This window comes from Paractinoplanes brasiliensis (genome assembly GCF_004362215.1).
Classification (GTDB): domain Bacteria; phylum Actinomycetota; class Actinomycetes; order Mycobacteriales; family Micromonosporaceae; genus Actinoplanes; species Actinoplanes brasiliensis.
In genome coordinates, this window is record NZ_SNWR01000002.1 from 319392 (window position 1) to 345741 (window position 26350).

28 protein-coding genes are annotated in these 26350 nt (G+C 68.9%); 13 read left to right on the top strand and 15 right to left on the bottom strand.

Annotated features, from left to right (window positions below):
* Positions 1–4: 4 nt before the first annotated feature.
* Complete coding sequence (locus C8E87_RS33480; RefSeq protein ID WP_133877450.1) at positions 5–691, bottom strand: DsbA family oxidoreductase; 687 nt, start codon at positions 689–691, stop codon at positions 5–7.
* Positions 691–837 (bottom strand): hypothetical protein, encoded by a 147-nt coding sequence (locus tag C8E87_RS43980; protein ID WP_166661370.1) that lies wholly within the window; start codon positions 835–837, stop codon positions 691–693. Before C8E87_RS43980 ends, C8E87_RS33480 begins: the two co-directional genes overlap by 1 nt.
* Positions 838–1044: 207 nt before the next feature.
* Here C8E87_RS43980 and C8E87_RS33485 point away from each other — a divergent pair, with 207 nt between their 5' ends.
* The 7 genes from C8E87_RS33485 (at position 1045) to C8E87_RS33515 (ending at position 12534) form a co-directional block, all read left to right on the top strand.
* Positions 1045–2358 carry an SGNH/GDSL hydrolase family protein gene (locus tag C8E87_RS33485; RefSeq protein ID WP_203720608.1) on the top strand — a complete coding sequence of 438 codons (1314 nt, stop codon included), beginning with the start codon at positions 1045–1047 and terminating at the stop codon, positions 2356–2358.
* Positions 2355–5300 carry a glycosyl hydrolase 115 family protein gene (locus C8E87_RS33490; protein WP_133877452.1) on the top strand — a complete coding sequence of 982 codons (2946 nt, stop codon included), beginning with the start codon at positions 2355–2357 and terminating at the stop codon, positions 5298–5300. Before C8E87_RS33485 ends, C8E87_RS33490 begins: the two co-directional genes overlap by 4 nt.
* A complete protein-coding gene (locus C8E87_RS33495; protein ID WP_133877453.1) occupies positions 5297–6538 on the top strand; it encodes an SGNH/GDSL hydrolase family protein in 1242 nt (413 codons plus the stop codon). Before C8E87_RS33490 ends, C8E87_RS33495 begins: the two co-directional genes overlap by 4 nt.
* 89 nt (positions 6539–6627) lie before the next feature.
* Entirely contained in the window at positions 6628–8751 is a 2124-nt protein-coding gene (locus C8E87_RS33500; protein WP_239080139.1) for a transglycosylase domain-containing protein, read from the top strand.
* Positions 8752–9664: 913 nt separating this feature from the next.
* Positions 9665–11350, top strand: a complete 1686-nt coding sequence (gene xynC, locus C8E87_RS33505; RefSeq protein WP_133877454.1) for a glucuronoarabinoxylan endo-1,4-beta-xylanase XynC — start codon at positions 9665–9667, stop codon at positions 11348–11350.
* Between the two features lie 290 nt (positions 11351–11640).
* Positions 11641–11982, top strand: coding sequence for a cytochrome P450 family protein (locus C8E87_RS33510; RefSeq protein ID WP_133877455.1), 342 nt, complete (start codon positions 11641–11643; stop codon positions 11980–11982).
* A 315-nt stretch (positions 11983–12297) separates the two neighbouring features.
* Positions 12298–12534 (top strand): hypothetical protein, encoded by a 237-nt coding sequence (locus tag C8E87_RS33515; protein WP_133877456.1) that lies wholly within the window; start codon positions 12298–12300, stop codon positions 12532–12534.
* Positions 12535–12740: 206 nt separating this feature from the next.
* Here C8E87_RS33515 and C8E87_RS33520 read toward each other — a convergent pair whose 3' ends face one another.
* On the bottom strand, positions 12741–13187 hold the full coding sequence (locus C8E87_RS33520) for a hypothetical protein (protein ID WP_239080138.1): 447 nt from the start codon (positions 13185–13187) through the stop codon (positions 12741–12743).
* A 648-nt stretch (positions 13188–13835) separates the two neighbouring features.
* On the opposite strand from C8E87_RS33520, the gene C8E87_RS33525 reads away from it, so the two are divergent.
* The gene (locus C8E87_RS33525) at positions 13836–14348 is read left to right on the top strand and encodes a GNAT family N-acetyltransferase (RefSeq protein ID WP_203720613.1); all 513 of its coding nucleotides are present in this window, start codon (positions 13836–13838) and stop codon (positions 14346–14348) included.
* Positions 14349–14627: 279 nt separating this feature from the next.
* On the opposite strand, the gene C8E87_RS33530 is transcribed toward C8E87_RS33525, so the two are convergent.
* Positions 14628–15227, bottom strand: a complete 600-nt coding sequence (locus C8E87_RS33530) for a TetR/AcrR family transcriptional regulator (protein ID WP_166661371.1) — start codon at positions 15225–15227, stop codon at positions 14628–14630.
* 78 nt (positions 15228–15305) lie between these two features.
* Between C8E87_RS33530 and C8E87_RS33535 the strand changes: the two genes are divergently transcribed.
* Positions 15306–16133 (top strand): SDR family NAD(P)-dependent oxidoreductase, encoded by an 828-nt coding sequence (locus C8E87_RS33535; RefSeq protein WP_133877458.1) that lies wholly within the window; start codon positions 15306–15308, stop codon positions 16131–16133.
* A gap of 87 nt (positions 16134–16220) precedes the next feature.
* Positions 16221–16670, top strand: a complete 450-nt coding sequence (locus C8E87_RS33540) for a hypothetical protein (RefSeq protein ID WP_239080137.1) — start codon at positions 16221–16223, stop codon at positions 16668–16670.
* A 553-nt stretch (positions 16671–17223) separates the two neighbouring features.
* On the opposite strand, the gene C8E87_RS33545 is transcribed toward C8E87_RS33540, so the two are convergent.
* Positions 17224–17658 (bottom strand): hypothetical protein, encoded by a 435-nt coding sequence (locus tag C8E87_RS33545; protein WP_133877459.1) that lies wholly within the window; start codon positions 17656–17658, stop codon positions 17224–17226.
* A 239-nt stretch (positions 17659–17897) separates the two neighbouring features.
* Positions 17898–18059 carry a hypothetical protein gene (locus C8E87_RS43985; protein WP_166661372.1) on the bottom strand — a complete coding sequence of 54 codons (162 nt, stop codon included), beginning with the start codon at positions 18057–18059 and terminating at the stop codon, positions 17898–17900.
* A 207-nt stretch (positions 18060–18266) separates the two neighbouring features.
* On the opposite strand from C8E87_RS43985, the gene C8E87_RS33550 reads away from it, so the two are divergent.
* Both C8E87_RS33550 and C8E87_RS33560 read left to right on the top strand, forming a co-directional pair.
* A complete protein-coding gene (locus C8E87_RS33550; protein WP_166661373.1) occupies positions 18267–18749 on the top strand; it encodes an AAA family ATPase in 483 nt (160 codons plus the stop codon).
* 177 nt (positions 18750–18926) lie between these two features.
* Entirely contained in the window at positions 18927–19550 is a 624-nt protein-coding gene (locus C8E87_RS33560) for a DUF2461 domain-containing protein (protein WP_133877461.1), read from the top strand.
* 96 nt (positions 19551–19646) lie between these two features.
* On the opposite strand, the gene C8E87_RS33565 is transcribed toward C8E87_RS33560, so the two are convergent.
* The 6 genes from C8E87_RS33565 to C8E87_RS33590 form a co-directional block, all read right to left on the bottom strand.
* Complete coding sequence (locus C8E87_RS33565; protein ID WP_239080136.1) at positions 19647–19931, bottom strand: hypothetical protein; 285 nt, start codon at positions 19929–19931, stop codon at positions 19647–19649.
* A 103-nt stretch (positions 19932–20034) separates the two neighbouring features.
* Complete coding sequence (locus C8E87_RS33570; protein ID WP_133877462.1) at positions 20035–20604, bottom strand: HD domain-containing protein; 570 nt, start codon at positions 20602–20604, stop codon at positions 20035–20037.
* A 2-nt stretch (positions 20605–20606) separates the two neighbouring features.
* A complete protein-coding gene (locus C8E87_RS33575) occupies positions 20607–21377 on the bottom strand; it encodes an energy-coupling factor ABC transporter ATP-binding protein (RefSeq protein WP_133877463.1) in 771 nt (256 codons plus the stop codon).
* A 5-nt stretch (positions 21378–21382) separates the two neighbouring features.
* Positions 21383–22144: a cobalt ECF transporter T component CbiQ gene (cbiQ, locus tag C8E87_RS33580; protein ID WP_133877464.1), complete on the bottom strand. Its 762-nt coding sequence runs from the start codon at positions 22142–22144 to the stop codon at positions 21383–21385.
* The gene (locus tag C8E87_RS33585) at positions 22145–22492 is read right to left on the bottom strand and encodes a PDGLE domain-containing protein (RefSeq protein ID WP_133877465.1); all 348 of its coding nucleotides are present in this window, start codon (positions 22490–22492) and stop codon (positions 22145–22147) included. It lies immediately after the preceding gene.
* Positions 22489–23190 (bottom strand): energy-coupling factor ABC transporter permease, encoded by a 702-nt coding sequence (locus C8E87_RS33590; RefSeq protein ID WP_133877466.1) that lies wholly within the window; start codon positions 23188–23190, stop codon positions 22489–22491. Before C8E87_RS33590 ends, C8E87_RS33585 begins: the two co-directional genes overlap by 4 nt.
* A 146-nt stretch (positions 23191–23336) precedes the next feature.
* Between C8E87_RS33590 and C8E87_RS33595 the strand changes: the two genes are divergently transcribed.
* Positions 23337–23675, top strand: a complete 339-nt coding sequence (locus C8E87_RS33595; RefSeq protein ID WP_133877467.1) for a hypothetical protein — start codon at positions 23337–23339, stop codon at positions 23673–23675.
* A 127-nt stretch (positions 23676–23802) separates the two neighbouring features.
* On the opposite strand, the gene C8E87_RS33600 is transcribed toward C8E87_RS33595, so the two are convergent.
* The 3 genes from C8E87_RS33600 to C8E87_RS33610 all read right to left on the bottom strand — a co-directional run bounded on the left by C8E87_RS33600 (position 23803) and on the right by C8E87_RS33610 (position 26347).
* Complete coding sequence (locus tag C8E87_RS33600) at positions 23803–24432, bottom strand: TetR/AcrR family transcriptional regulator (RefSeq protein ID WP_133877468.1); 630 nt, start codon at positions 24430–24432, stop codon at positions 23803–23805.
* A 32-nt stretch (positions 24433–24464) separates the two neighbouring features.
* The gene (locus tag C8E87_RS33605) at positions 24465–24953 is read right to left on the bottom strand and encodes a nuclear transport factor 2 family protein (protein ID WP_133877469.1); all 489 of its coding nucleotides are present in this window, start codon (positions 24951–24953) and stop codon (positions 24465–24467) included.
* Positions 24954–25345: 392 nt separating this feature from the next.
* The gene (locus tag C8E87_RS33610; protein WP_133877470.1) at positions 25346–26347 is read right to left on the bottom strand and encodes a 5'-3' exonuclease; all 1002 of its coding nucleotides are present in this window, start codon (positions 26345–26347) and stop codon (positions 25346–25348) included.
* Positions 26348–26350: the final 3 nt, after the last annotated feature.

The window sequence follows — 26350 nt, forward strand, 5'->3', positions numbered from 1 at the left end:
GGCCTCACGCGGGGGCGGCGGCGCGGTCCTGCCAGGTGACGTCGAGCGCCCGGCGGAACAGCTCGACCGGCTGGGCGCCCGACACGGCCCGCTTGTTGTCGAAGACGAAGAACGGCACGCCGCTGATGCCGAGCTGCCGGGCCTGCGCGAGGTCGGCCCGGATGTCTTTCTCGTACGCCTTGGCGCGCAGCGCCTCGAGGGCGGCGGCGCGGTCGAGACCCAGCTCGGCGGCGAGGCCGGCCAGCACGTCGTGGTCGGCCAGGTTGAGCCCCTCGGTGAACTCGGCCCGGAACAGGCGGTCGACCATCGTCAGTTCCCGACCGTGTTCCTTGGCCAGGTGGATCATCCGGTGCGCGTCCAGCGTGTTGACCATCATGGCGGTCTCGAACTTGTAGTCGAGGCCGGACTGGGCGCCCCGCGCGGCGAGCTGGGCGTGCGAGCCCTCGATCTGCGCCTTGGGCATGCCGTAGCTGCGGGCCAGGTAGTCGTCGGCGAGGACGGCGTCACCGGCGGGAAAACCGGGGTTGAGCTGGAAGCTGTGATAGCGGACCTCGACCGACGAGCCGTGCGGGAACTGCTCGATCGCTTCCTTGAGCACAGCGTTGCCGAGGTAGCAGAACGGGCAGACGACGTCGCTCCAGACGTCGATGACGACGGGCTCGGCGGCCCGGCCGAAGACGCCGGCGCTCATCAGTCGCACCACCCGTCCGCGGCGCAGACACCGGAATCGCCGGGGTTGCCCTCGACCGGCTCCAACAGGATCAGGGGCGCGGGGACCGGCTCGGCCGGCTCCGGCTCGACGACGGGGGCGGCCGTCTCAGTGCTACTTGACTGCATGGTCAAGAAGTTACCCCCAACTTGACGTCATCGACAACATGTGCCGGTACTTTCCAGGAACCTTCCCGAAAGTTCCGGCGACGCAATGCGGCTGCAAAAACCCATGATCCACTGCTCCGGATATTGACGACATAGATGAACGCCTCTACGTTACGGGTGTTCGTTCGATGCGTTACCGAAACTTCCGATCCACCGCGGAGGTTCCCCTTGCCCACCCGTCGCGAATTACTCGCCCTCACCTCGGGCGCGGCGGTCACCGCCGCGGCCGGTCTTGCCGCCCCCACCGCCGCCCACGCCGCCGGCACCGCCCACCAGGACGGCGACGGCGACTGGACCATCCCCGGGTGGATCGCCACCTGGGCCGCCGCCCCCACCACCATCCCGCCCAACCCGCCCAGCGCCCCCATCGTGCTGGCCAACCAGACCGTCCGGCACGTCGTGCACTGCAGCGCCGGCGGCGACGAGATCCGCATCCGGGTCACCAACGAGTTCGGCAACGGCCCGCTGCGCCTCGGCGCCGTCCGGGTCGCGTTGCGCGCCGGCAGCGGCGCCGGCACGGCCACCGTGCCCGGCACCGACCGCCGGGTCACCTTCTCCAACCAGGCCGAGGTGCGGATCCCGGCCGGGTCGCCGCTGATCAGCGACCCCGTACGACTACGGGTCCCGCCCGGCGCCGACCTGGTGGTCAGCCTCTACCTGCCGGCTCGTACCCCGGTGACGACGCTGGCCGCGTTCGCGTTCCAGGACAACGTCATCGCCGACGGCGACGTTACCGCCGCGCGCACGGTGACCCCGGTCGCCAGGGTTGACCAGTACCTGTTCCTCTCCGGCGTCTCCGTGCGTGACCGCGGCGCCGCCATCGTCACCCTCGGCGACTCCATCACCAACGGCGCCAACACGCAGAACAACCTCAACCACCGCTGGCCCGACCTGCTCGCCGCGCGGCTGCGTTCGTCCGGCCTGCGCCGCGGCATCGCCAACGTCGGCATCTCCGGCAACCGGCTGCTGCACGACCCCAACCCCGCCCCGGGCAGCGACGCCGAGTCGTTCGCGGCCTACTTCGGGCACAGCGGTCTGCGCCGGTTCGACCGCGACGTGATCGCCCAGCCCGGCGCGCAATTCGTGGTCGTCCTGCTCGGCGTGAACGATCTCGGCCACCCGGGCACGGTTGCGCCCGAGTCCGAGACGGTCACCGCCGACGACCTGATCGGCGGGCACCGGCAACTGATCGCCCGCGCGCACGCGGCCGGCATCGTCGCCATCGGCGCCACCATCCTGCCGTTCAAGGGCGACACGCTGGGCTTCTACACCGAGGCCAACGAGCGCAAACGCTACGTGCTCAACCGCTGGATCCGCTCCGGCGGCGAGTACGACGGCGTGATCGACTTCGACCGGGCGATGGGCGACCCGGCCGACCCGCTGCGCCTCAACCCCGCGTACGACAGCGGCGACCACCTGCATCCCAATGACGCCGGCATGGCCGCGATGGCCGACGCCGTACCACTGAGGTTGTTCAAATGAGAACCCTGATCGCGGCGGTCACCGCGGCCACCCTGCTCGTCGTCGCGCCTGTTCCCGCCCAGGCCGGCGAGCCCGCCCCCAAGACCAAAACCGTTCCCTCGTACGTGTCCACACAGCCCGGACCGGGACGGTTCCCCCTCGTCGAGGCGGGCCGGGCGGCGCCCCTCGTGGTCAGCAAGGACGACTACGCCGGCGTCATCCGGGTCGTCGACGACCTGCAGAGCGACATCAAGAAGGTCACCGGCGCCGAGCCGGCCGTCTCCCACGACGCCATCCCCGCCGGGCGTGACCCCGTCATCGTCGGCACCATCGGCAAGAGCCCGCTCATCGACAAGATCATCGCGCGCGGCAAGCTCGACGTGCGCGGTGTCCGCGGCAAGTGGGAAACCACAGTGGAGCAGGTCGTCAGCGATCCCCTTCCCGGCGTACGGCGTGCCTTTGTGATCGCTGGCAGCGACCAGCGGGGCAGCATCTACGGCGCGTACGACCTGTCCAAGAACATCGGCGTCTCGCCCTGGCACTTCTGGGACGACGTGCCCGCGGCCCACGCCGACCGGCTGTACGTGCTGCCCGGCCGCCACACCCAGGGCACGCCCAAGGTCAAGTACCGCGGGTTCTTCATCAACGACGAGAACCCCGCCACCGGCACCTGGGCGCCCGGCTACTTCGGGCCCGGCAAGGCCCCCGGCTATCCCGGCGGGCTCAACGCGGACTACTTCGCCAAGGTGTTCGAGACCATGCTGCGGCTGAAGGCCAACTATCTGTGGCCGGCCGTCTGGGGCCGTGCGTTCGCCGAGGACGACCCGCTCAACCACGCCACCGCCAGCTTCTACGGCGTCGTCATGGGCACCTCGCACGAGGCCCCGATGATGCGCGGCATCGAGGAGTGGAACCGGCACCCCACCGGCACCGGCGAGTGGAGCTTCCGCCGCAACGCCGACGCCATCAAGGCGTACTGGCGTGACGGCGCCGAACGCATGCGCGACCAGAACATCGAGGGCGTCATCACGCTCGGCATGCGCGGCAACGGCGACGTCTCGCTGCCCGACGGCGACGGCATCGACCTGATGAGCTCGATCATCGACAGCCAGCGGGAAATCCTGCGCGACACCGGCCTGATCGACCGGCCCCAGGTGCAGACCCTCTACAAGGAGGTGCAGCGCTACTGGGACAACGGCTACCGCCCGCCGGACGACGTCACGGTCGTGTTCTGCGACGACAACTGGGGCAACATGCGCAAGCTGCCCGACGCGTCGCTGCCCGCCCGCAGCGGGGGCTACGGCATGTACTACCACTTCGACTACGTGGGTGACGGCCGTAACTACAAGTGGGCCGACACGATCAACCTCACCAACACCTGGGAGCAGCTCGAACTGTCGTACCGCAAAGGGGTTGACCGCCTCTGGGTGGTGAATGTGGGCGACCTCAAGAACGAGGAACTTCCCACGCAGTTCTTCCTCGACTACGCCTGGAACCCGGACGCGATCCCGGTCGACCGGCTCGACGAGTGGACCGAGCAGTTCGCCGCGCAGAACTTCGGTGACGAGCTCGCCCCGGCCGTGGCGGAACTGCTCGACCGGTACGGGTTCCTGCAGTCGCGCCGCAAGCCCGAGCTGCTCAATCGGCGGATCACGCTGGACCCGGCCACCGGCGAGGTCGTCTACAACGACCAGGCCAGCCCGTTCAACCTCACCGAGTACGGCGAGATGGACCGCGTGACCGAGGAATGGCTCGACCTGGCCCGCCGCGCCACCGCGCTGCGCGAACGGGTGCCGGCCGCCTGGCAGGACGCGTTCTATCAGCTCGTCTACTACCAGATCAAGGACACGGCGATCATCTACGAGCTGCGCCGGGCCCAGTTCACCAACATCGCGTACGCGGCCCAGGGCCGGGCGGCCACCAACCGGCTCGCCGACACCGCCGAGCGGCTGTTCGCCGAGGACCAGGCGATGAGCGACTACTACAACACCGAGCTGGCCGGCGGCAAGTGGAAGAACTGGCAGCTGCAACCCAAGATCGGGTACGGCAACGTCGAGCGCTACGGCCCCAACGCGCCCTGGCAGCAACCCGAACTGAACAACGTCGCGCTGCCCGACGAGATCTACCCGCACCTCAAGCGCATCACCGTGCCCGCCGAGGCGGCGATGGGTGTCGGCTCGACGCGGCTGCCCGAGTCGAACCCGTGGTCGAGCGCTGCCGCGCCGACCCTCGACATCTACAACAAGGGCACCACGCCGTTCCGGTACCGCGTCACCACGGGCGCGCCGTGGGTGCACGTGACGCCGTCCTCCGGGCTGGTCACCGACGAGGTACGCCCGGTCGTCACGGTCGACTGGAAGCGGGCCCCGCGCGGCGCGACCAGCGTGCCGATCACCATCGCGGGCGCCGGATCCTCGGCCGTCGTGCAGGCGCCGGTCAACAACCCGACGCTGCCGGCCCGCGGCTTCCTCGAGGCCGACGGTCACGTGGCGATGGAGGCCGACCACTACACCGGCAAGGCCGGCCAGTGGCGGCTGCTGCCCGGCATCGGCAAGACCGGCAACGGGCTCACCCCGCTCAGCAGCGGGGCACGCCTCGACTACACGATGACGCTCACCAGCAGCGGACCGGTCAAGGTGACCGCGTACCTGTCGCCGCGCAACAACACGCTGCCCGGCGACGGGCTCAAGTACGCGGTGTCGGTCGACGGACAGACCCCGCAGGTCGTCAACATCACGACGGCGACCGGCGCCAACGACACCACCATGAACCGCCAATGGGCGCGCAACACCTCCGACAACATCAACCGCACCACCACCACGCACACCATCACCAAGCCGGGCAGGCACACGCTCACGTTCTGGGCGGTCGACCCGACGGTCATCGTGCAGCGGCTGGTGGTCGACACCGGGGGAGTGAAGGACAGCTACTTCGGTCCGCCCGAGAGCCGGAGGAGCCGATGAGACGACGCACACTCCTGGGCGCCTCCGCGGCGGCTGTGCCCGCGGTGCTGGCCGCACAGCCCGCCGTGGCCTCCCCGGGGCACACCTCGAGGCGCTGGATCCACACCTGGACGGCGATGCCGCAGCTCACCGAGCCGCACAACCTGCCGCCGGCGCCCTTCACCGGGGAATCGTCGGTGCTGGCCGACACCACGCTGCGGCAGACCGTGCACGTGACGGTCGGAGGTTCCCGCGTACGGATCCGGTTGTCCAACGCCTTCGGCGGCGCGGCGCTGCCCGTCACCGCCGCCGCGGTGGCCCTGCCTGTCAACGGCCGGGCGGGGGTTTCAGCCATCGTGCCCGGGTCGAGCCGGCCGCTCACGTTCGGCGGCCGGCCGTCGGCCACGGTGCCGGTCGGCGCGCAGGTCGTGTCCGACCCGGTGCCGCTGCCGGTGGGCCCCGGCGCCAACCTCACCATCACCGTCTACCTGGCCACGGGGCAGGCCACGCTCAACCTCACCTCGCACCCCGGTTCGCGGACCACCTCGTACCTGATCGCCGGCGACCACCACCGGGACCCTGACCTGCCCGGGTCCGTGGGCGTGGCGCACTGGTACCTGATCAGCGGCGTCGAGGTCGAGTCGGACGTGGCGGCCATGGCGATCGTCGGCGACTCGCTGACCGACGGGCGCGGATCCACCACCGACGGCAACGACCGCTGGCCCGACCAGATCCGCGGGGCCCGGATCGCGCTGCTCAACCAGGCGGCGGGCGGCAACCGGGTGCTCAACGACGGGCTGGGGCCCAGCGTGCTCGCCCGCCTCGACCGGGACGTGCTCGCCACCAGCGGGGTCGACCGGATGCTGCTGTTCGAAGGGGTCAACGACATCGGCACCGCCCCGGCCACCGTGGCGGCCCAGAAAGCGGTCACCGAGGAACTGCTGGTGGCGTACGAGCAGATCGTGTTGCGGGCGCACGCGCGTGACATCAAGGTCTACGGCGCCACGATCACCCCGTTCGGGGGCAACGAGGGCTACGACGATCCGGACGGTCACCGCGAGCACACCCGTACGGCGATCAACAGTGCGATCCGTCACAACAAGATCTTTGACGGAGTCGTGGACCTCGATGCCGCCGTACGGGATCCGGCCGCGCCCCGGCAGCTCCTGCCCGCCTACGACACCGGGGACCACCTGCACCTGAACCCCGCCGGATATCGAGCGATCGCCGAAGCGGTGCCGTCGCGCTGGTTGCGATGAGCCGAACCCAAGGTTTTCGTTAACCCTGGACGTGATCGGGTACCTTCCTCGGCGTCCCAGTCGGCGTCGAGGAAGGGGTCCGGCGACCCGTGGCGAGCAAGAACCGATCACTGTTCGGCAAAGCAGGCCTGCTGCTCATGTGTGGTCTGCTGACCGCCGTGGTGGTCTCCGCCGCCTCCTTCCCGGCCGTGGCGCTGGGCGGGCTCGTCGCCAAGGCGGGCGCCGAGGAGTTCGCGTCGCTGCCCAGCACCATCGTGCAGCAGGCCGCGCCCCAGGTGACCCGCGTGTTCGCCGCCGACGGCAAGACCCAGCTGGCCGTGCTGTACGACGAGTTCCGCAGCGACGTGCCGAACAACCAGATCTCGGTCAACATGCAGAACGCGATCGTCGCCGCCGAGGACCACAAGTTCTACGAGCACAACGGCGTCGACGTCAAAGGCATCGCTCGCGCGTTCGTCAACAACAGCCAGGGCGGCTCGCAGCAGGGCGCCTCGACGCTCACCATGCAATATGTGCGCATGGCCCAGGCGTACGGGGCGAAGACGGCTCAGGAAGCGATCGACGCGACCAAGGACAGCCCCGAACGCAAGATCGCCGAGATGAAGTACGCGCTGCAGGTCGAGAAGGACCTCAACAAGAAAGAGATCCTGACCCGCTACCTCAACCTGGCGCCGTTCGGCAACGGGGCGTACGGCATCTACGCGGGCGCCCAGGTCTACTTCAAGAAGTCGCCCAAGAACCTCACCATCGCCGAGTCGGCGCTGCTGGCCGGAATGGTGAAAGCGCCCACCGCGTTCGACCCGACCACCGAGACCGGCTATCCGCAGGCGTTGGCCCGGCGCAACTACATCATCGACAACATGGTGTCGCTCGGCCACATCACCAAGGCCGAGGGCGAAAAGGCCAAGAAGACCAAACTCGCCCGTACGACCAACCGGCCCGGAAACGGCTGCACGTCGGTGCAGACCAACAGCTGGGGATTCTTCTGCGACTACTTCTACCGCTGGTGGATGGAGCAGAAAGAATTCGGTGACAACGCGTACGACCGGGAGCGGCAGCTCAAGAGCGGCGGGTACACGGTCATCACGTCGATGGACGTCAAGGCCCAGAACGCGGCCCGCCGCCAGATCAACCGCAAGATCAAGGACAACAACAAGAACGCCGTCCTGATCGCGGGTGTCGAACCGGCCACCGGGCACGTCAAGGTGCTCGCCGCCAACCGCAAGTTCAAGCTCGACGACGGCACCAACCCGCCCAGCTCCAACCCCGGGCTGCGCAAGGCCGGGCAGCGGGCGACCTACCCGTACACCACCAACCCGATCATCACGGGCGGCGGCGACATCGACGGGTACCAGGCCGGCTCGGTGTTCAAGATGTTCACGATGGTGGCCGCGCTCGAGAACGGGTACGAGCTGGACCACCCCATCACGTCCGACTCGACGTACAAGTCGAGCTACCCGGTCGCGTTCAACTCGCCGGCCGCCTGCCCGGGGACGTCGATCTACTGCCCGTCGAACTCGTCACCCAACACCAAGGGCACGTTCAACATGTGGAGCGGCTTCGGCAAGTCGGTCAACACGTACTTCGTGCCGCTGCAGGAACAGGTCGGGGCCGAGAAAGTCATCGACGTGTCCAAGCGGTTCGGCATGCAGTACCGCTCGTCCAGCGACCGCGACCTGATGGCGACCGAGGAGGCGGCGCACCAGTTCGGCGCCTTCACCCTCGGCGTGACCACCTCGACGCCCCTGGACATCGCCAACGCGTACGCCACCCTGGCCGGCGACGGCATGTACTGCAAGCCCACGCCGATCAAACAGATCACCGCGTCCGACGGCACCAAACTCAAGACCGGCCAGCCCAGCTGCGTCCGGGCCACCACCCCCGACGTGGCCCGCAAGACGATCGACGCGGCCCGCTGCCCCGTCGGCGACCGCGCTCAGCTCGGCAACTGCTCCGGCAGCACCGAGCCCAACGCGTACCGCACGATCAAGCACCCGATCTTCGGCAAGACCGGAACCACCGACGGCAACCGCACCGCCTCGCTCGTGGTCGGCGCCTCGGGTCTGGTGGTGGCCGGTTACATGGTCAACCCGGACTGGGCCAACCACACCGACGACATGCGTCACGACATCGTCAACCCGGTCACATATCGCACCCTGGCCGACTACCTCGAAGGCACCGAACCCGTGGAGTTCAAGAAACCCGGCGAGTAACGCGACCCGTGCGTTCCTCTCCGCCCCGTTCCGCGGGGTTCTGAATCAGCCGGTGATGGGGACGGCAGAGCAGGGCCAGGTTGTCAACGTTGGCCAGGCCATCGGTGGTTGAGCAGGTGCGCAGCGACGTAACCGACCGCCGGAGGGCGATCAGAGCGAAGTTGGCGGCCGTCACTCTGGGTCTTGCCAGAGACGAAGCCCAAACAGCCTCGCGTATTCATTGGGCTGGCTTAAGCGCCTGACGTCGTCAACGCTGCGGGATCTGAACGAAGCCCTGATGGCATCACAGGGAGAAAGGAGCGTGTCGAGGGGTGCACGAACCCACCCATTATGCGGCGGCACAAAGCCTGGAAACGATCCCGTTTTCTCGAAAATTAAGTACATCCATTTTGGGTAGTAAATAAATGTGAGACGCTTCGCGCGTCGGCCGGCTTGGTCACCCGGGCCGCCGTCAGTCCCGGAAGTGACGTGGCAGTCGTCTCCGTGAAGCAGCATCGTGAGAACGTGAACATTCGTGGCGCACTCTGGCGCTGGAAAGTCCCGTCAGCTCTGCCGGGAAGCGACGTGGGGTACATGGTATGAGCGGGTTGACCAGTTGACTGGCGCCGGTAGCGATGCTCTAGTCACGTGCATATCCGCAGCTAGAGAGCTCTCATAGATCATTTCATCCCGCCTCTTGAGGCAGGGGAAACCTTCTGGCAACATTGACCGCGCTATATGGGAGCGCTCCCGTGGGCTGCTGGTTATCGTTCACATAGTTGGGCGTGGCAGGCACAACCCCTTGGCTCGCGTTCCGTGTCGCCGGTCGGACTGAGGTTCCCCGGACCCTGACGACGAGGCCGCTGGCGCGCCGCCTGGACCGCTGCGGCGTGGACGAGCATCGGCGGGCACCGACGAATGAGAAGGACGAGACATGACGAAGAACGACAACGAGCCGGCGGGTGGCGGGCCACGACGGTTGAGTCGGCGGACCGTCCTCACGACGATGGGTGCCCTGCCGGTCGCCACGGTCGCGGCGTCGGTCGTACGGGCGACCGAAGCCTCGGCCGCGGCGGCGAACATCAACCCGTCAGCCACCCGGCAGACGATCAAAGGTTTCGGCGCCATGGTGCACGCGGGCTGGATCGGTGACCTGACCGCCGCTCAGCGGACCACGGCCTTCAGCAACGGGGAAGGGCAGCTGGGGTTCTCCATCCTGCGGATCCCGGTCGGCGAGAACTCCTCGGACTGGAGCCGCGACCTGGCCACGGCGCAGCGCGCGGTCGCGCTCGGGGGGACCGTCTTCGCGTCTCCCTGGAACCCGCCAGCCAGCATGATCGAGACCTTCACGCGCAACGGCCAGCCGAATCAGAAACGGCTCAGAGCCAGTTCGTACGGCGCGTACGCCCAGCACCTGAATGACTTCACCACCCACATGCGCAACAACGGCGTGAACCTGTACGCCATCTCGGTACAGAACGAGCCCGATTACGCCTCGGAGTGGACCTGGTGGACGTCCGCCGAGATAGTCAAGTTCCTCAAGGAGAACGCCGGCTCCATCGGCACCCGGATCATCGCCCCGGAGTCCTTCCAGTACATCAAGTCGCTGTCGGACCCGATCCTCAACGACGCCGCGGCGCTCGCCAACGTGGACATCCTCGGTGCCCACCTCTACGGCACGTCCTACGCCAACTTCCCGTACCCCCTGTTCAAGCAGAAGGGCGCGGGCAAGGAACTCTGGATGACCGAGGTCTACTACCCGAACAGCAACGCCAACTCCGGCGACGCCTGGCCGGAGGCGCTCGACGTCGGTGAGCACATCCACCGCGCGATGGTGGACGCCGAGTTCCAGGCCTACGTCTGGTGGTATCTGCGGCGTAGTTACGGCCCCATGCGCGAGGACGGTCAGATCAGCAAGCGTGGCGCCATGATGGCGCATTTCGCCCGGTTCGTGCGCCCCGGATACGTCCGGATCGACGCCACAGCCAACCCAGCCGGCAACGTGTACGTCTCGGCGTACCGGAACGGCACAACCGTTGTCATCGTCGCCGTCAACAAGAACACCTCGTCCGTCAGCCAGCAGTTCGCCCTGGCCAACACGACCGCATCCGGCAGTGTGTCGAACTGGCTGACCGACTCGAGCCGCAACGTGGCCCCGCAGAACCCGCTCAGCATGTCGAACGGCTCTCTCACCGTCACGCTGCCCGCCCGAAGCGTGATGACCTTCGTGACAAGCGTCAGCGGCACCTCGTCGCCCAGCCCGACGGTCACCCCCGTACCCACTGACCCGCCCGCTGGTGGCACCGGGCCGCGCCTCACCTACACGACCAGCGCCTGGAGCACCGGCCTGACCGCCAGCATCAAGATCACTAACACCGGTTCCTCGGCGATCAACGGCTGGACGCTGACCTTCACCCTGCCCTCGGGCCAGGCCATCACCTCGGGCTGGAATGCCACGTACTCGCCCGCCAGCGGTCAGGTGAGCGCGCGCAACCTCGACTACAACGGGACCCTCGCGCCCGGCGCCTCCGTCGAACTCGGTTTCCAGGCCACCCACACCGGCAACACCGGCTCACCCACGGCCTTCACCCTCAACGGTGTTCCCTGCGTCATTGCGTGAACCGGTCGGGCGGAGCTGTCCGCCAGTGCCGTGACCATGAACGTTCACGGTGTTGACTGACACGACGTCGGCCTGCGGTGCATACGGGGTTGTGGCGGTGAGGCCGGGGCGGTGGCAGATCCCGTACGTGCGCGACGGGTGGCCGTGAGCGTCGGCTGAGCCACCGGCACGTCTACTGAGCTTGCCGTCTGCCAAGTAGTGAGACCTGGGGTTGCCGAAACGCGTCTGTCCGCCCGCGGCCCAGGGCTGCAGGCGGCAACTGTCGCATCAGCAGCTCGCTTCGTAGACGTATGGTCAAGGCGCAGCCCATCCCGCCTGATGGTCATGCCGCCGCCGTCAGCCTCGCGGAGGGGAACCGCGACGAGAACCGGTTCCCGGACGCCTACCGGCTGCTGCTTGACCGCCGCCCCAACCTGCATATCGGCTTCGGCTACGGCATGCGCTACTGCCTCGGCGCGCCGCCGGCCCGGGTGGAGGTCCGGTTGGGGTTCACGGCGCCGATGACGCGATTCCCCGATCTTCGTCTCGCGGTCCCGCCCGGCGAGCTGACGTGGCGGCACGACTTCCGGCGCGGCCTGCAACCGGTTGCCTGTCACCACGCGGAGCGCGGACTGACCACAGGGGCGTCGTAGAGCCGGGTGAGGACTTCGCGGACCGGGATCACGCATGAACCCATCCTTCGCCATCCCTGTCGACAAGCGGATCCGGGCCGAGCCTGGACGGTAGGCCGTAGGCCCACGCGCTCGCGGTGGCGGCGTTCAAGCACTTCTGCCGGCTCACCGAGCTGCCCTTGTCACGCGGTCGGATGTCCTTGGCCCGCGTTGTTTCGGTTGTGCGACGACGTCGAGCGACGAGACATCCGAACGATTTCTAGGCGATTTCCAGATTCGACGGAGCTAGCTTCCTCTGCGGTGGCAGAACCGCCACCACGGAGGAGAGGAATGGATATGCGATCTCGCCTGGCTGTTGCAGCCGCAACCGCCGCCCTCACGTCCCTGGTCGCGGTGTTCGGGTTCGGGTCGACGGCGCAGGGCGCCACCCGCTCCCCAGTCACCTTCGCGGAGTGCGTGGCCACCGGCGGCTCGGTCTTTCCGCTGGGGCTCGCCGGGGCGGTCTGTGTCTGGATGGGCCCCAACGGATGGGTCGACGCCGACTCCGCGCAGATCAGCGACATCCACGTGTGACCGGCCGGCCCACGATGCTGTGGCCCCCAGGACTTCGCCGACGACGCCGTCGTTGGTGGAGGTGCCCCGCACACGATCTTCGTTTTCAGCTTGCCGTCAACCACTCACTCCAGCAACGAACGTGCTGTGGATCACCAAGGATTACCGCATATCAAAATCCGCGCACATGATCATGGTGCGGGGATCGGGTCAGGACTGCAAATCGCCTACCCATCCCAGTACGTGATCGACGTCCTTGCGAGTCCAACCGATCGCGGGATCAATCGCCACCAGTAACGTCGGTGCGCACCGAGCGGCGGACCAGCGGCGTCCCGCCTTCGTGTGATTGTCATCGATCCAGACTGCGGGACGACCGCCGGCACCTTGAACTCCGGCTCGAACGGCGCCAGCGGGAACTGTACGACCGGCAACGCCTCGACGCCCAGCAGCGGCAGGTACAGCTCATTGGCGTTCTCGCCCCAGCCGGTCGCCCACCACAGGTCGCCGACGGCGGCCAGCTCCCGGATCCAGCCGCCGTGCGCCGCACAGAAGCGCACCGGCTCCTCCCCATCAAAAAGTACGCGCTCCTGATAGCTGTCAGGACAGCGGGGAGCGGCGAAAGGATTGAGCACGCCGTCGAGATCCAGCAGAAGAACCGGCGAAGGTCGATCCATGACGCCACCTTATGGAGGTCACCAGCGCCGAGCGAACGGTTTGTCGCCGGCGCTCGGGGACGGCCGGTGGTGGCTGTGCCGGCGCGAGCACGGGTCCGGGCGGCGGTCGAATTCGTCAGGTGTCCTCGAGCGACGCCGCTGCCCGCGCCGTCCGGGCGCTTCGCCGGCGGCCATACGAGTGCGTGAGCCTGGCGTCCGGGTGCTCGGCGCAGGATGACGTCGGCCGAAGGGCGGGCTGTCGTCTCGACCGCTGGGGTTAGGGTCTGGATGATCTAGGACAGGGAGGCGGGGCGATGAAAGACATCGTGGTCTTTCTGGCATGGGTGGCGGTTATCGCCGTCTGCTACCGCCTGAACCAGTGGCTTGTTCGCCGCAAGGGACTGGATCACCGGCCGTGGTTCGTTCCCAGCCTGTGGGGCCGCTGGGAACGATGCTCATCGTCATGGCTCGACCAGTGGGTTGGCGCAAGTTTTCGTCGTAGGCACGCGACTCGTGGCTGGATCAACGCACCCCTTTGGCCACGGACGGCGGCTTGTTGACGGCAGAAGCGCGCATGCGACGGGTAGATCTCTGCGTGGGTGGGTGCTGCGTCCGGCTTCGGGATGGGGAGCTGCTCCGGTCGGAACCGCTGTCCCAGTTGACCGACGAATCGGCTGTGTTGGTCGTTGGAGCCGAGCTGGCGACATCAGCATCCGCCCCTATTCCGATGATGACTGGAACCAGATCGCGCGGATTCACGATGCCGCTCGGCTCGACGAACTCCGCCATTCTGTGGGCGTCGAGGCGTTCTTGACGCTCGAGCAGACCGCCGAAGCCGAAGGGCTGTTCGACGGTCAACTGTGGGTTGCCGAGGTCGACGGGACCATGGCCGGGTTCGTCGCGCTGGACGACAACGAAGTCACCTGGCTGTACGCCGACCATCGGCGCTACCGCCAAGGCATTGGCCGGGCTTTGCTTCGGCACGCCCTCGCTACTGCGGGGCCTGGGGTGGAGGTCACGGTCCTTGACGGCAATCCGGCTGCCCTTGGGCTGTACCTGAGCGAGGGTTTCACGGTCACCGAGACCCGGACGGGATCGCTGGCCGGCAATGAAAGTTTCACTGCCACCGGGCACATCATGCACCACGACGCGGAAATCCGTACGCACCTCGACCACATCTGAGGGGTGCCCTCGACACCAGCCCTGCTGGTCCGGTGTTCAGCGCGCGGGTTGGCGTCTCGAAGCGGGCTTCGCTGAGGGAACTCCTCTACCTGCGTAATCTCGACACCCTGCTGTTGAGTGCCCCGTGACTGACGGATGTCATGAAGTCGCACCCCGGCTTGACTCCGTGCGGGGTGGGCAGTTGTCGTCACAGGCACGCCGAAGGATCCGCAACCGCGTCGAGCTCGTCATGTGGGCCTGCGAACCAGCCGCTTCGCGAGCCTTCGCCTGCCTGACCGGTCAGGTAGCCGGGCGGAGGGTCGCGATGGCCCGGTCCACGGACTGCTCGAACGGGGTCACGGCGCCGGAGGCCAGCCAGGAGTAGTGGGCGGCGACCAGGCAGCCGAAAGCCGCCGTGGTGAGCGCGCGCGGGGTGGGATCGTCGGGGGCGTACGGAGCCCCTGCCGCCTCGGCCCGTTCATGCAGGACGGTGATGACGGCGTCCTGCGCGCGGCGCAGTCTCTCCAAGTAGGCGGCCAGCAGGGTGGGCGAGTCGAACACCAGCCGGGCGATCGCGGCGGAGTACTCAGGATGATGCGGGACGCCGAAGACGTCGAAAGTGCGGCGCAGCGACGTCCACACGGGCTCGTCGGCCGGACGGGCGCGCAGGGCGTCGAGCATGTCGCCGGTGACCAGATCGACCTTGCCGAGCAGGATCTCGTCCTTGGTGGCGAAGTACCGGTACACCGTGCGCTGTGACATGCCGACCGCAGCCGCGATCTGCTCGGTGGTGGTGGCGTCGTAGCCGCGATCGGCGAACAGCCCCAGCGCGACCTCGGCGATCTCCCTCTGCACGGCCCGGCGGCTGCGCTCGCGCACAGTCAACTGTTTCTCGCTCATCGGGTCCGATCCTAGCGGCAGAAACCGTCGCATGTCGCACTTGACAGTCACTGACAACAGCGTCATAGACTGACGTGCATGACAAAGACGATTGTGATCACCGGGGCCTCGGACGGGATCGGCGCTGCGGCCGCGCGTGGCCTGCACGGGCAAGGCCATCGCGTTGTGCTCGTCGGCCGTTCGCCGGCCAAGACGCGAGCCGTCGCCGAGGAACTCGGGGCCGATCACTTCATCGCCGACTTCGCCCGGCTCGAGGAGGTACGAGCGCTCGCCGCCGACCTGATCGCGCGCTATCCCCGCATCGACGTGCTGGCCAACAACGCCGGGGGTGTCATCGGGAAGCAGCACAGGACGGTGGACGGGTTCGAGAGGACGTTCCAGGTCAACCATCTGGCGCCGTTCTGGCTCACCCACCTGATGCTCGACACGCTCATCGCGAGCCGGGCCTCGGTGATCCAGACGGCGAGCACCGGCGCCCGCATCGCGGGCAAGCTCGTCCTGGACGACCTCGAACACCAGCGCGACTTCACCCCGGAGCGGGCCTACTCGACCGCAAAGCTCTACAACATCCTGTTCACCAAGGAGTTGCACCGCCGCTACCACGATCAGGGCATCGCCGCCGCGGCCTTCCATCCCGGCGTCGTGGCGACGAGCTTCGCCACCGAGGCGCAGAGCTGGCTGCGGCACGTCTACCGCTTGACCCGGCCGGTCCTGATCGGCCCGGAGAAGGGCGCCGCCCAGCTCATCTGGCTCGCCGCGGGCGAACCCGGCCGCGACTGGCAGTCCGGTACCTACTACGAGAAGAAGCGGCCCGCGAGACGCAACAACCCTCAGGCCCTCGACCCCGCACTGGCCCGTGAGCTCTGGGACCGCACCGCAGCCCTGCTCGCCTCCAAGCAGGGCTGAGCCGCTCGAGCGAGCAGGCCGCCGGGGCGCGGATGCTCGACGGCACCGCGAGATGGACCTGCCACGAGAGTCAGGGACTGCCCGGCCGTGGTCGGCGACCAGGATGTCGTACGCGCGGCCGACCGCATGGGCGTGCGCCGACGGTTACCGCCGGTTCCGTCAGGGAACCTGAAGGAGATGAGTACCTACCCTGATCCCGCCTGGCACGGCGACGTCTACCCCTCTGAAGAGGAGATCGATCCGGCCGGCACCGACGGCCCGGTCGGGGCGTACGACAGCAGGCCCCGACCGCAACCATCCTCCACGCCTGCATCGCCGCCGATCCCGGGACCGGCAGGCCGTGTCACCACCACCGCTCACTCGATTGTCAGTCGGCGCTCGGACGGATCGATTGAGGTGGTCACCGACCTCGACGGTGACGGCATCGCCGACGTGGTGCAGCTCGACCTCGACGGTGACGGGGTGCCCGAGCTCACCTACCTCGACACAGACCGCGACGGCCAGCTCGACACCGTGGTGCGCACCCCGAATCACTGACAGCACGGTGCTGCGCCGGCCCATTTCCGGACCGCACACGCCGCCCGAGCATCTCGTAGCCGGCGCGGGTCGCGTCCCCCCCCAGCAGGTGCAGGGTGGCGTGGCGTTCCGCCCGACCGGCAAGCGGTTCCACCAGCAGACGGGCGCCTGACATCCTCCGGCTCGTCCGCCATGCCCGGTGTGACCGCGCGCATGACCAGGTGGAAGTTGTCCGCCCTGCGCAGCGCCCTGCACACCGACGCCGTCCGACGCCACCGCTCGTTCGCCGTCACCGTGCAGCCGTAGACGAATCCGACGATCCGGTCGCGGTCCGCGGCGACCACCGGGCCGGACCCGGGCAGGGCCGCATCGAACGTGTCCGGCGCCTCGAACTCGTCGATCTTTTCGGGCTTCTCCTCGCGCAGGCCGCGTAGGTGCGCGAGGAGCGTAGCTGCTGCCCGCCGAATCGGACCGGACGAGGATCGGACAGCCGTAGCGGGCTGGTTCGGGGATCTCCTGCAAGGTATGGGGTGGAGTACGCCTGATCGCGGACATCATCCGCGTGGCTGGTTGATCAGAGCGGAGCCAGCTGGAACATCGGGAAGGTGCCGTTGCCGCAGACGTTCGTGGCCGTACGCTGCTGTGAATAGGTCCAGCCCCGCGGCACGTTGCAGGACCACAGGCCGGCCACCGGCGTGGCCAGCTTGTGCTGGAACGCCGTGCCGGTGAGGGCGCACGAGTTCGCCGATGAGCGGGAACTGGTGACGGCCCAGCCTTCGACGACCGAGCACGCGGTCAGCCCGTCCACCGGCAACCGGAGGTTGTACTGGATCGTGGGCCACGGGGAGCCGCAGACGCCGGAGAGCTGGCGGAGGCCGACGAAGGTGTAGCCCGGCGGCGGGAAGCTGCACGACCAGCCCTCCGCGGCACGGGCCGGAGCCGCACCGAGCCCGACGGTGCTGACGACCATGGCGATGATGGCGCCGAGTCGCACACGAATGGATCGCATCGACGTTCCTCTCGACGATCTGACGCCGGCCGCTGCGGATGAGCCGGCGACTCCTCGAGGACCGTATTAAGTGCACGTACGTCGATCCATGCCGCACCGATGCGGCATGGACAGAGGCTCCGGTCCCGTGCAGTCGGTCGATCGCTCCGGGCCGGCGCGGCGACGCGGTCGGTGAGGTCGCGCGGTGGGCCGGCGTTGAGCAGCAACAGCGAGCGAAGCCCCGCGGCGGAACTCGGCCATCACGCGGCGTGCTGCACGAGCCGGCTCTGGACGGCGGCGGCCTGCTCGAGCCCGTAGGCCGCCGTCGGGCAGTCGGTGATCTCGTTGTCGGCCGGCGGCCGCAGCGGAGCGGCGGTGAGCTTCGCCGCGTCCTGAGCCGGCCGCATCACGTCTGCCAACACGGCGGCCGTCCTCGAACATGTGTACTATCAGGGCGAGCTGGTGTTCGCGTCCGAGAGATCCTCATCCGCCATGTGTGAATCGGCATCAACCGGTGCTGTTCGTGAGTGCTATCTGGATCTGGGTGGTGGGGGCGGTCAACATCGAGGCGTGGAGCTTGTTTTTGTGACCGGCCCGGTCCGGCTGTGAGCGCGGGGCGGTGCCGAGAGGTGCGGCGGAAGCTGATCGTCACCCGGGGTTTACCGGCTTCGGGGAAGACCACCGAGGCGTTGAGCTGGGTGGCTGAGGATCCGGAGCATCGGGCGAGGGTGGGCAGCGACGAGATCGCCGCGATGTTGCATCCGCATGTGCTGGCCAGTGATGGGGCGGCCTACGGCGCCCGGTATGCCGAGCGGGAGCAGCTGGTGGTGAACGCCGCGATCGAGGCGTTGCTGCGAGCGGGGATCGATGTCGTCTGTGACGATCCGTTTCTGCTTCCGCATTATCTGGAGGCGGTGCGGGAGCTGGCCGAGCGCTGCGATGCCGAGCTGGTGATCTGGGACTTCACGACCGTGGACGTGGAGGACTGCATCGCCCGGGATCGGCTTCGGGGGTTGTCGGGGGGCCGGACGATCGGCGAGCACAAGATCCGGGTGCAGCATCAGCTGTTCCGCGCCTATCAGGAGCTGGCGCACGCCGCCGAGGACGGCTGATCGGCGCGCAGCGGGGGTGGCGCATCGCGAGCCGACCGCCACGGTCAGGAGGTGGCTGCTGGCGCCGAGCAGGCTGGGTTCGTCCTCGACGTGTCGCAGCATTTCGAGCAGGAGAGCATCCCCAGCCCGGCTCGGCCCGGACTGACTGTGGCCCCGCGCGGGCGGTAAGTTGCGGGCGTGACGTTCCGTGGCTGGCCCGTTGAGGCGCTCGAGTTCTACGAGGGTCTGGCGGCCGACAACTCGAAGACGTACTGGACAGCGCGCCGGGAGTTCTACGAGGAGCACGTACGCGGTCCCATGCTTGAGCTGCTGGCGGCGCTCGAACCCGAGTTCGGGCCGGGCAAGGTCTTCCGGCCGTACCGGGATGTGCGGTTCAGCAAGGACAAAACCCCGTACAAGACGCATCTGGGGGCCTGGCTCGAAGCGGGCGGCTACATCCAGTTGTCCGCCGACGGGCTCGCGGCCGGCTGTGGCATGTATCAGCTGGACGGTGAGCAGCTTCAGCGTTACCGCCGCGCGGTCGCCGACGACAAGACGGGGGAGGAGCTGACGGGCATCATCGCGTCGATCGAGGGCGGGCCGATCCGCGTACACGGGCACGGGTCTTTGAAGTCGGCGCCACGGGGGTTCGCCAAGGATCATCCGCGCGTGGATCTGCTGCGGCACAAGGGCTTGACGACGTGGCAGGAGTGGCAGCCCGCGGCTTGGCTCGGCACGAACAAGGCGCAGACCCGTGTCACCGCGTTCCTGCGTGCCAGCCGCCCGCTCAAGGACTGGCTCGACACCCACGTGGGGCGCTAGACCGCACTTCGTGAGTTGTGCAGGAACCGCAGCTGAGGGAGAGAGCCGTCGCAGGCGGCAGGTGGAGGTCCGCGAGCTCGGACGTCGGCTGCCGGGTCAGCTCAGACTGGCCGTGGCCGCGCGCAGCTCCTGCAACGCGGCTCGGGTGTAGGGCGCGAGGCCGGTGTCGGCGTCGGACTCGGACCATTCGGCGTAACCGCGTTTGAAGGCCAGCACGCCCAGTTCGCCCGCAAGGGCCGCGACCGGGTCGGGTACGCCCCGGTCGACGAGCGCCTCGGTGATGGCGGCGGCCAGGCTGACGCTTTTGAGGGCGTCGCGTTCCTGCAGTTCGGTGCTGGCGGCAACGGCGGCTTTGAGCCGGGGGCCGAGCTCACGGTTCATCGGGCCCATCGCGTCGGACGCGCGCGACGCTCGGCTGGGTGCCCGCCCACCCGAGCCTGCTCGAGGACTTGGAGAACATCCACGCGGCCCGCTGATCGGGACGTCAGCGCACCTCGTGACCGTAACGGCGGGCCAGGCCGGCCACGTCAGGCTCGCCGTACGTGGTGACCAGGTCGGTGAAACGGGCGACCTTCGCCGGCCCGAAACGGCTGACCGACGACGCGTACGACTCGGCGGTCAGGAAGCTGGGCGGGTGGGATTTGCTGTGGAACTTGTCGGCGTACATGATCACGGTTTCGGACGGCGTCTCGTCGAGGTAGTCCCCGGGCGGCAAGGGCAAACCCTGATCCCGTACGTCGTCGCGGGTGATGCCGACACCCGTGTGGTGCGAGCAGACGCGGGCCAGCGGCTCCGGCAGGTCGAGGGAACGCAGCAACTCCTCGCCGAGCACGCCGTGGCGGATGTACGCCTCGCCCGGCCGCAGGCGGTAGACCCCGATGTCGTGGAGAAGAGCCCCAGCCCGTACGAGGTCAGGGTCGGCGCCGGGGGCGGGAAGCGCCACGGCCAGGTCGCGCACGATGCGGCAGTGCGTCCACACCAGCTCGAACGATTCGGGGCCGGGGGCGAACCGCTCGTGCAGGGCGCGGATCTCGTCGTCGGTGGGCAGGTCCACGGTCAGCCGGCCCTCCGGCCCGGGGTCATCGCCGCCGGGTCGAAGCCGAACGGCAGCTCCAAGCGGTGCGCGTGCAGCAGGGCCTCGTCGGCGAGCAGGCCGGGGGTGGGTCCGTCGGCCACGATGCGCCCGGCGTCGAGGATGACCGCGCGGGGGCACAGCTGCAACGCGTACGGGAGGTCGTGGGTCACCATCAGCACGGTGACCGGCAGCGGTTCGAGGATCTCGGCGAGCTCGCGGCGGCTGGCCGGGTCGAGGTTGGACGACGGCTCGTCGAGCACCAGGATCTCGGGGCGCATGGCGAGCACGGTGGCCACGGCGACCCGGCGGCGCTGCCCGAACGACAGGTGGTGCGGAACCTGGTCACGGTGCTCGCTCATGCCGACCGCGGCCAGCGCCTCGTCGACGCGGCTGCTCAGCTCGTCACCGCGTACGCCCAGATTCTGTGGCCCGAAAGCGACGTCCTCGGCGACCGTGGGCATGAAGAGCTGGTCGTCGGGGTCCTGGAAGACGATGCCGACGCGGCGGCGGATCTCGGCCAGCCCGGCCCGGTCGGACGGGTCGACCCGGGCCCCGGCCACCTCGATCGTGCCCGCGCCGCCGTGCAGGATGCCGTTGAGGTGCAGGACGAGAGTGGTCTTGCCGGCGCCGTTGGGGCCGAGCAGGGCGACGCGCTCGCCGGGGGCCAGCGTGAGGTCGACGCCGTGCAGCACCGGGGTGCCGTCGGGGTAGGCGAAGTGCAGCCCGTCGACCCGGAGCGCGCTGATCGTCATTCCGGTCAGCCTAGCCCGGTGATCACGGCGATCCCCGCGGTGGCAACCGGTAACGTCGCCGCCGTCACCCACTGCGACACGGGCGCCCGGTCGTCCGAGGCGCGGGGCAGCCGTCCCGTGTAACCCCGCGACACCATCGCCAGGTAGACGCGCTCGCCCCGCTCGTACGCCCGCAGGAACAACGCGCCCACGCTGACCGCGAACGCCTTGACCTGCCACAGGAACCGGGGGTCGTAACCGCGGGCCAGCCGGGCGATCCGCATCCGGCGGGCGTCGTCGGCCAGGACGTCCAGGTAGCGCAGCATGAACGTGGCGATCTGGGTGAACACGGCCGGGCAGCGCAGCCTGTCCAGCCCCAGGATCAGGTCACGCATGGTCGTGGTGGCCGCCAGCAGCAGCGACGCGACCACGCCGAGGGTGCCCTTGGCGAAGATGTTCCACGCCCCGTGCAGGCCGTCGACCGACAGCGACATGCCGAGCCAGTCCACGCGTTCCCCGTGCCCGGCGAACGGCAACGCGACCGCGAGCAGCACGAACGGAAGTTCGATCGTGGCACGCCTGGCCAGCCACAGAGCGGGGACGCGCGCGACGACAGCGACCACGGCGAGCAACACGGCGTAACCCCCGAAGGCCCAGAACTCCGTACGGGGGGTGACCACCACGATGATCGTGAACAGCAGGACGGCGGCGATCTTCACCTCGGGGGCCAGGCGGTGCACCGGGCTGGGCCGGTCGAGGTGCAGCGGGTGGGCGTGCCCGGCGCCCACCTAGGCGTCCGTTTTCTGGCGGCGGCGGGTCACCCAGAACAACCCGGCGCCGATCCCGAAGGTGATCAGGACCCCGGCGGTGCCCGCGACCAGCGTCGACAGGGGACCGTCGCCCAGGCCACGGACCCCGTAGTCGGCCAGCGGCGAGTCTCCCAGCTGGTGCTCGCCCTCCTCCTGCGCGATGCAGTGGCCGCCGGTGATCTCGCCTTCGGCGTTGAACGTGCAGCCCTCACGGACGGTGGCGTCCAGCCCGTCGGGGCTCGACGACGCGAAGTTGCTCACCACGCCGGCCAGCAGGATCGCGACCAGCAGACCCCCGGCGAGGAACCAGCCCAGCTTCTTGCTCATGCGTTCACTCCGACCTCGACGACGGGCGCGGGCTTGCGGAAGCGCCTCAGCGCGTACACCAGATCCGGGCGGACCTTGGCGACGGTGGCGACCGTGGTCGCGGCGATCAGGCCCTCGCCGATGCCGATCAGGGTGTGGGAGACGGCCATCGTGCCCGAGACCCACGGCAGCGACAGCTCGGTGGTGCCGCCCAGCGCGTACTGGAGGACGAAGCCCTGCGACGCCACCACCACGCTGATCACCGACGCGACGAACGCGGTCACGGCCAGGCCCCGGGCGTTCCTCGGCAGAACGCGCAGCAGGCCCGCGACCAGCAGATAGCCGGCGGCCGTGCCGAGCAGGGCCATGTTGGTGACGTTGAGGCCGAGGGCGGTCAGGCCACCGTCGGCGAACAGCAGGCACTGCACGATCAGCACGGTCGACACGCACAGCGCGCCCACCCACGGCCCGACCAGGATGACCGCCAGCGTGCCGCCCAGCAGGTGCCCGGACACGCCCGGCAGCACCTGGAAGTTCAGCATCTGCACGGCGAAGATGAACGCCGCCACCAGGCCCGCCATCGGCGCCAGCCGGTCGTCGAGGTCGTTGCGGGCCCTCCGTACGCAGAAGGCCAGCGCGGCCGCCGCCAGCACCGCGAACACCGCCGACACCGGCCCGTCCACGATCCCGTTGGCGATGTGCATCGCCGTCGTCTCCATGACGCCTCCCCACCCGTGGGTCTCGGCCGCAGCTTCTGAGCTACGCCCGCTGTTGCAAAGTCTTGGCAATTAAACGCGACTTGGCAACTGGTAGTTCGACGCATCACTCCGCGCGGATGGCTCCGGCGGCCGTGAGACACTCGCGCATGGCCGACGAGGCGCGCCTGCAGATCAGCGAGTTCACCCACCTGTCGTACGGGTCTTTGACGTGCACGGTTCGATGCCTGGCGGGTGTCGTGCGGGTCGGCGACCGGGTGCGGCTGAGATCGGCGGCGTCAGGGTCGATGGCGGGCGGGCTGACCGTTTCGCAGATTTGGCGGTACGGGGATGTGCCGTTCATCGATCTCGGGATGACGGCCCGGGTCACCGTCACCAGCGCTCCCGCGATCGAGGTGGCCGCGATCAAACGGGCGGCGGAGGGGACGCCGGCCGGCCAGTGGCACCGGCTCGGCTTCCAGCTCGTCGCGGATCCGGGCGCCCTGTGAGTACTGCATCGGCCGCTGTGAGTACTGCGTCGGTCGCTCGCGGACACGATCGCGGCGGGGATCTCGTCGTTGACCTGCGACCTCTGCCGGCGACTCGGGTGAACGGCGCTGTCCGGCCCGGCATCACTCATTGGTGGCTGCGGGCCTGTTTCGGCTCGTGGTTCAGGGCGGCGAGCACGACCTCCTGAACAGCGCCCATTGTCCCGGCGAAGGTGGCCGGGTCGCGGCCGATGCGCTCGGCACCCGCGCGTACGACTCCCGACAGCAGCTCCACCGTGAGCGGCACGTCGTCCACGTCCCGGAACTCCCCGAGCGTGATGCCGTCCCGGACGACGTTCTCGACCTCGGCCACAATGGCGTTGAACGGGTTGTCCGGACCCTTCGGCACCGCGGCGACGAGTGGCCCGGAGCCCGGCCGGAACATCGGTTGCAGCGCCTGGTCTCTGGAGGCCCGCAGAAACGCCTCGATGATGTCCCGCATGCGCTCGGTGGCCGGCTCCTCGGAACGGGCAGCGATCGCGGCGACACGCGCGACCGCGGGCTGGGCTGCTCGCTCGGTCAGGGCCTGGACGAGCGCGCTCTTGTCCCGGGCGTAGTTGTACAGCGTGTTGCGTGCCAGCCCGGCCCGCGCCGCGATGTGCCCCATGGTGATCGAGTCGTAGTCCCGCTCGAGCAGGAGCTGCCGCAACGCCTCGGCGAGGTCGGTCCACACCATCTCGTGGTGCTCCTCGATGCTGGCTCCCCGAATCCGCGGCACCCGCTCATCCTGCCTCACCGCGCCGGCGTCGTTCACTGCCCGGTGGTGGCGAACTCCGACGCCGAACCCACAGCGATGCCCGCCAGGTGGGCGTTCTCCTGGTGTGTCGCGGTCAGCTTGACCCGGCTGAGCCGCCAGCCGTTCGCCGTACGGACTGCCTCGTTGTGGTAGAAGCCGACCACCAGCCAGCGGTTCGGGCCGTCGGCGGCGAGCTCGGCCGGCAGCCAGTGCTCGGCGCGCACGTGGGCGTGGATTGTCGCGCGATCGCCGTCGAGCTCGATGACGTGGCCGCTGATGACGTGATGGGTGGCCGCCCACGGCTCGAAGCCGGCGCGCAGGATCCCGACGTAATCGCCGAGCGGCACGGCCGCCGGCGCGATTCCGGTGACCGACGAGAAGTCGAGGGTGAGCGGGTCGGTGAACACCCGGCCGGGCAGGTCGGTGAACGACTTGAGATCGGCGATGTCGGCGTAGAGGCCGAAAAGCTCCATCAGGTCGAGGCGATCGTCGAGTGCACTCATGTGGGTCCTCCAGTTTACGCGACTAACTGTCGCAAAGATTACGACTACCTGTCGCATAAATCAAGGCGGTCTCGGTGGAGCGGCCGAAGGCGACGTGCATGAGTGGTTACGGGTGGCGCCGGCGGCGACGCATATGGGGAGAGACCCGGCGAGGCGCTCCGGGGGTGTGCGGGCAGCGCGGGGCCCGGGACAGGTGGCGGCCATGCTGACCCCGGTCGGGTGGCGGCCATGCTGACCCCGGTCGGGTTGTGGGCGCGGGCTGCTGGAAGACGGAACTGGGAGCGAGCGGACGTCCGGCGGGACGGCGAGCGGAGTCTCGCGCCGACGGTCGGCGTTGCGCGACTCGCTCTCGCCGTGCGGGTTCAGAACCGTGCGGTTCAGAACCGTGCGGTTCAGAACAGGGAGAGCTGGCCCGGCGTCGGCTCACGGCGCGCGGTCAGGCTGCCCCGGAAGACCCACGGGCGGAACTCGGGAGTGAGGTCGGCGTCAGGGGCCGTGGGAGGTGAGCCGCCGTTGAGCGCCCACAACGACGGCCCCAGGTTGATGCCGCGGGCCCGCAGAGCCTGGCGCAGGACGAAACGGTTGAGCGGGAGCCGGGCCAGTGACAGGTCGGGGATGGGCAGATCGTGGCGCATGCTCATCAGGCGGCGGTTGCGGTCGACGATGTCCCGGGCGGCGGGGTCGGTGAAGCTCTTGGCGGCGTGGGCGCCGACGGTCTCGCGGACCAGGGCGACCCCGGCTTCCCAAGCGGCCTCGACCGTGCCGAAGGCGGCGAGCAGCTTGGCCGCGGTGGTCGCGCCGAACCGCCGTACGCCGTGGAGGTTGTCGGACGGGTCGCCCCGCAGCGCGGCGAAGTCGCGGTATTGCCAGGGGTGCACGCCGTAGAGCGAGGCCAGGGTGGCCGCGTCGATCAGCACGGCCTCGTCGAAGCCGCCGTTGCGGATCCGTAGCACCGAGGTGGCGTCGTCGATCAGGGAGAACGCGTCGCGGTCGCTGGTCATCAGCACCGACTGCCAGCCCTGGGCGCGGGCGGTGGCGGCCGCGCTGGCCAGCACGTCGTCGGCCTCGTAGGCGCGGGGCACGACCGTGCACACCCCGGCGTCGCCGAGCAGGGCGGGGGCGGCCAGCAGCTGGGCGGTCAGGTCGGCCGCCTTGTCGGGGCGGTGCGCCTTGTAGGCCGGGTAGTCCGTGCGGCGGGCCGATTCCTCGGGGCAGTCGAAGCCGACCACCACGGCGTCGGGTCGCAGGTGGGCGGCGGCGCGGGCGAGATAGCCGAACAGGCCGCGCAACGCCCAGATCGGGTTGCCGTCGTCGTCGAGCCAGCCGTCGCCCGCACCGGCGTGGTAGGCGCGGTGCAGCAGGCTGTTGCCGTCGAGGACGAGCAGGAGTGGCACGCG

Bases quoted from the DNA above. Each gene is read 5' to 3' on its own strand.
- C8E87_RS33590 (WP_133877466.1), bottom strand. From the start codon at position 23,190: ATGGAGACGACGGCGATGCACATCGCCAACGGGATCGTGGACGGGCCG.
- C8E87_RS33490 (WP_133877452.1), top strand. From the start codon at position 2,355: ATGAGAACCCTGATCGCGGCGGTCACCGCGGCCACCCTGCTCGTCGTC.
- C8E87_RS33495 (WP_133877453.1), top strand. From the start codon at position 5,297: ATGAGACGACGCACACTCCTGGGCGCCTCCGCGGCGGCTGTGCCCGCG.
- C8E87_RS33565 (WP_239080136.1), bottom strand. From the start codon at position 19,931: ATGAACCGTGAGCTCGGCCCCCGGCTCAAAGCCGCCGTTGCCGCCAGC.
- C8E87_RS33480 (WP_133877450.1), bottom strand. From the start codon at position 691: ATGAGCGCCGGCGTCTTCGGCCGGGCCGCCGAGCCCGTCGTCATCGAC.
- C8E87_RS33515 (WP_133877456.1), top strand. From the start codon at position 12,298: ATGCGATCTCGCCTGGCTGTTGCAGCCGCAACCGCCGCCCTCACGTCC.
- C8E87_RS33510 (WP_133877455.1), top strand. From the start codon at position 11,641: ATGGTCAAGGCGCAGCCCATCCCGCCTGATGGTCATGCCGCCGCCGTC.
- xynC (WP_133877454.1), top strand. From the start codon at position 9,665: ATGACGAAGAACGACAACGAGCCGGCGGGTGGCGGGCCACGACGGTTG.
- C8E87_RS43980 (WP_166661370.1), bottom strand. From the start codon at position 837: ATGCAGTCAAGTAGCACTGAGACGGCCGCCCCCGTCGTCGAGCCGGAG.
- C8E87_RS33575 (WP_133877463.1), bottom strand. From the start codon at position 21,377: ATGACGATCAGCGCGCTCCGGGTCGACGGGCTGCACTTCGCCTACCCC.
- C8E87_RS33605 (WP_133877469.1), bottom strand. From the start codon at position 24,953: ATGAGTGCACTCGACGATCGCCTCGACCTGATGGAGCTTTTCGGCCTC.
- C8E87_RS33585 (WP_133877465.1), bottom strand. From the start codon at position 22,492: ATGAGCAAGAAGCTGGGCTGGTTCCTCGCCGGGGGTCTGCTGGTCGCG.
- C8E87_RS33520 (WP_239080138.1), bottom strand. From the start codon at position 13,187: ATGGATCGACCTTCGCCGGTTCTTCTGCTGGATCTCGACGGCGTGCTC.
- C8E87_RS33530 (WP_166661371.1), bottom strand. From the start codon at position 15,227: ATGAGCGAGAAACAGTTGACTGTGCGCGAGCGCAGCCGCCGGGCCGTG.
- C8E87_RS33545 (WP_133877459.1), bottom strand. From the start codon at position 17,658: ATGCGATCCATTCGTGTGCGACTCGGCGCCATCATCGCCATGGTCGTC.
- C8E87_RS33535 (WP_133877458.1), top strand. From the start codon at position 15,306: ATGACAAAGACGATTGTGATCACCGGGGCCTCGGACGGGATCGGCGCT.
- C8E87_RS33595 (WP_133877467.1), top strand. From the start codon at position 23,337: ATGGCCGACGAGGCGCGCCTGCAGATCAGCGAGTTCACCCACCTGTCG.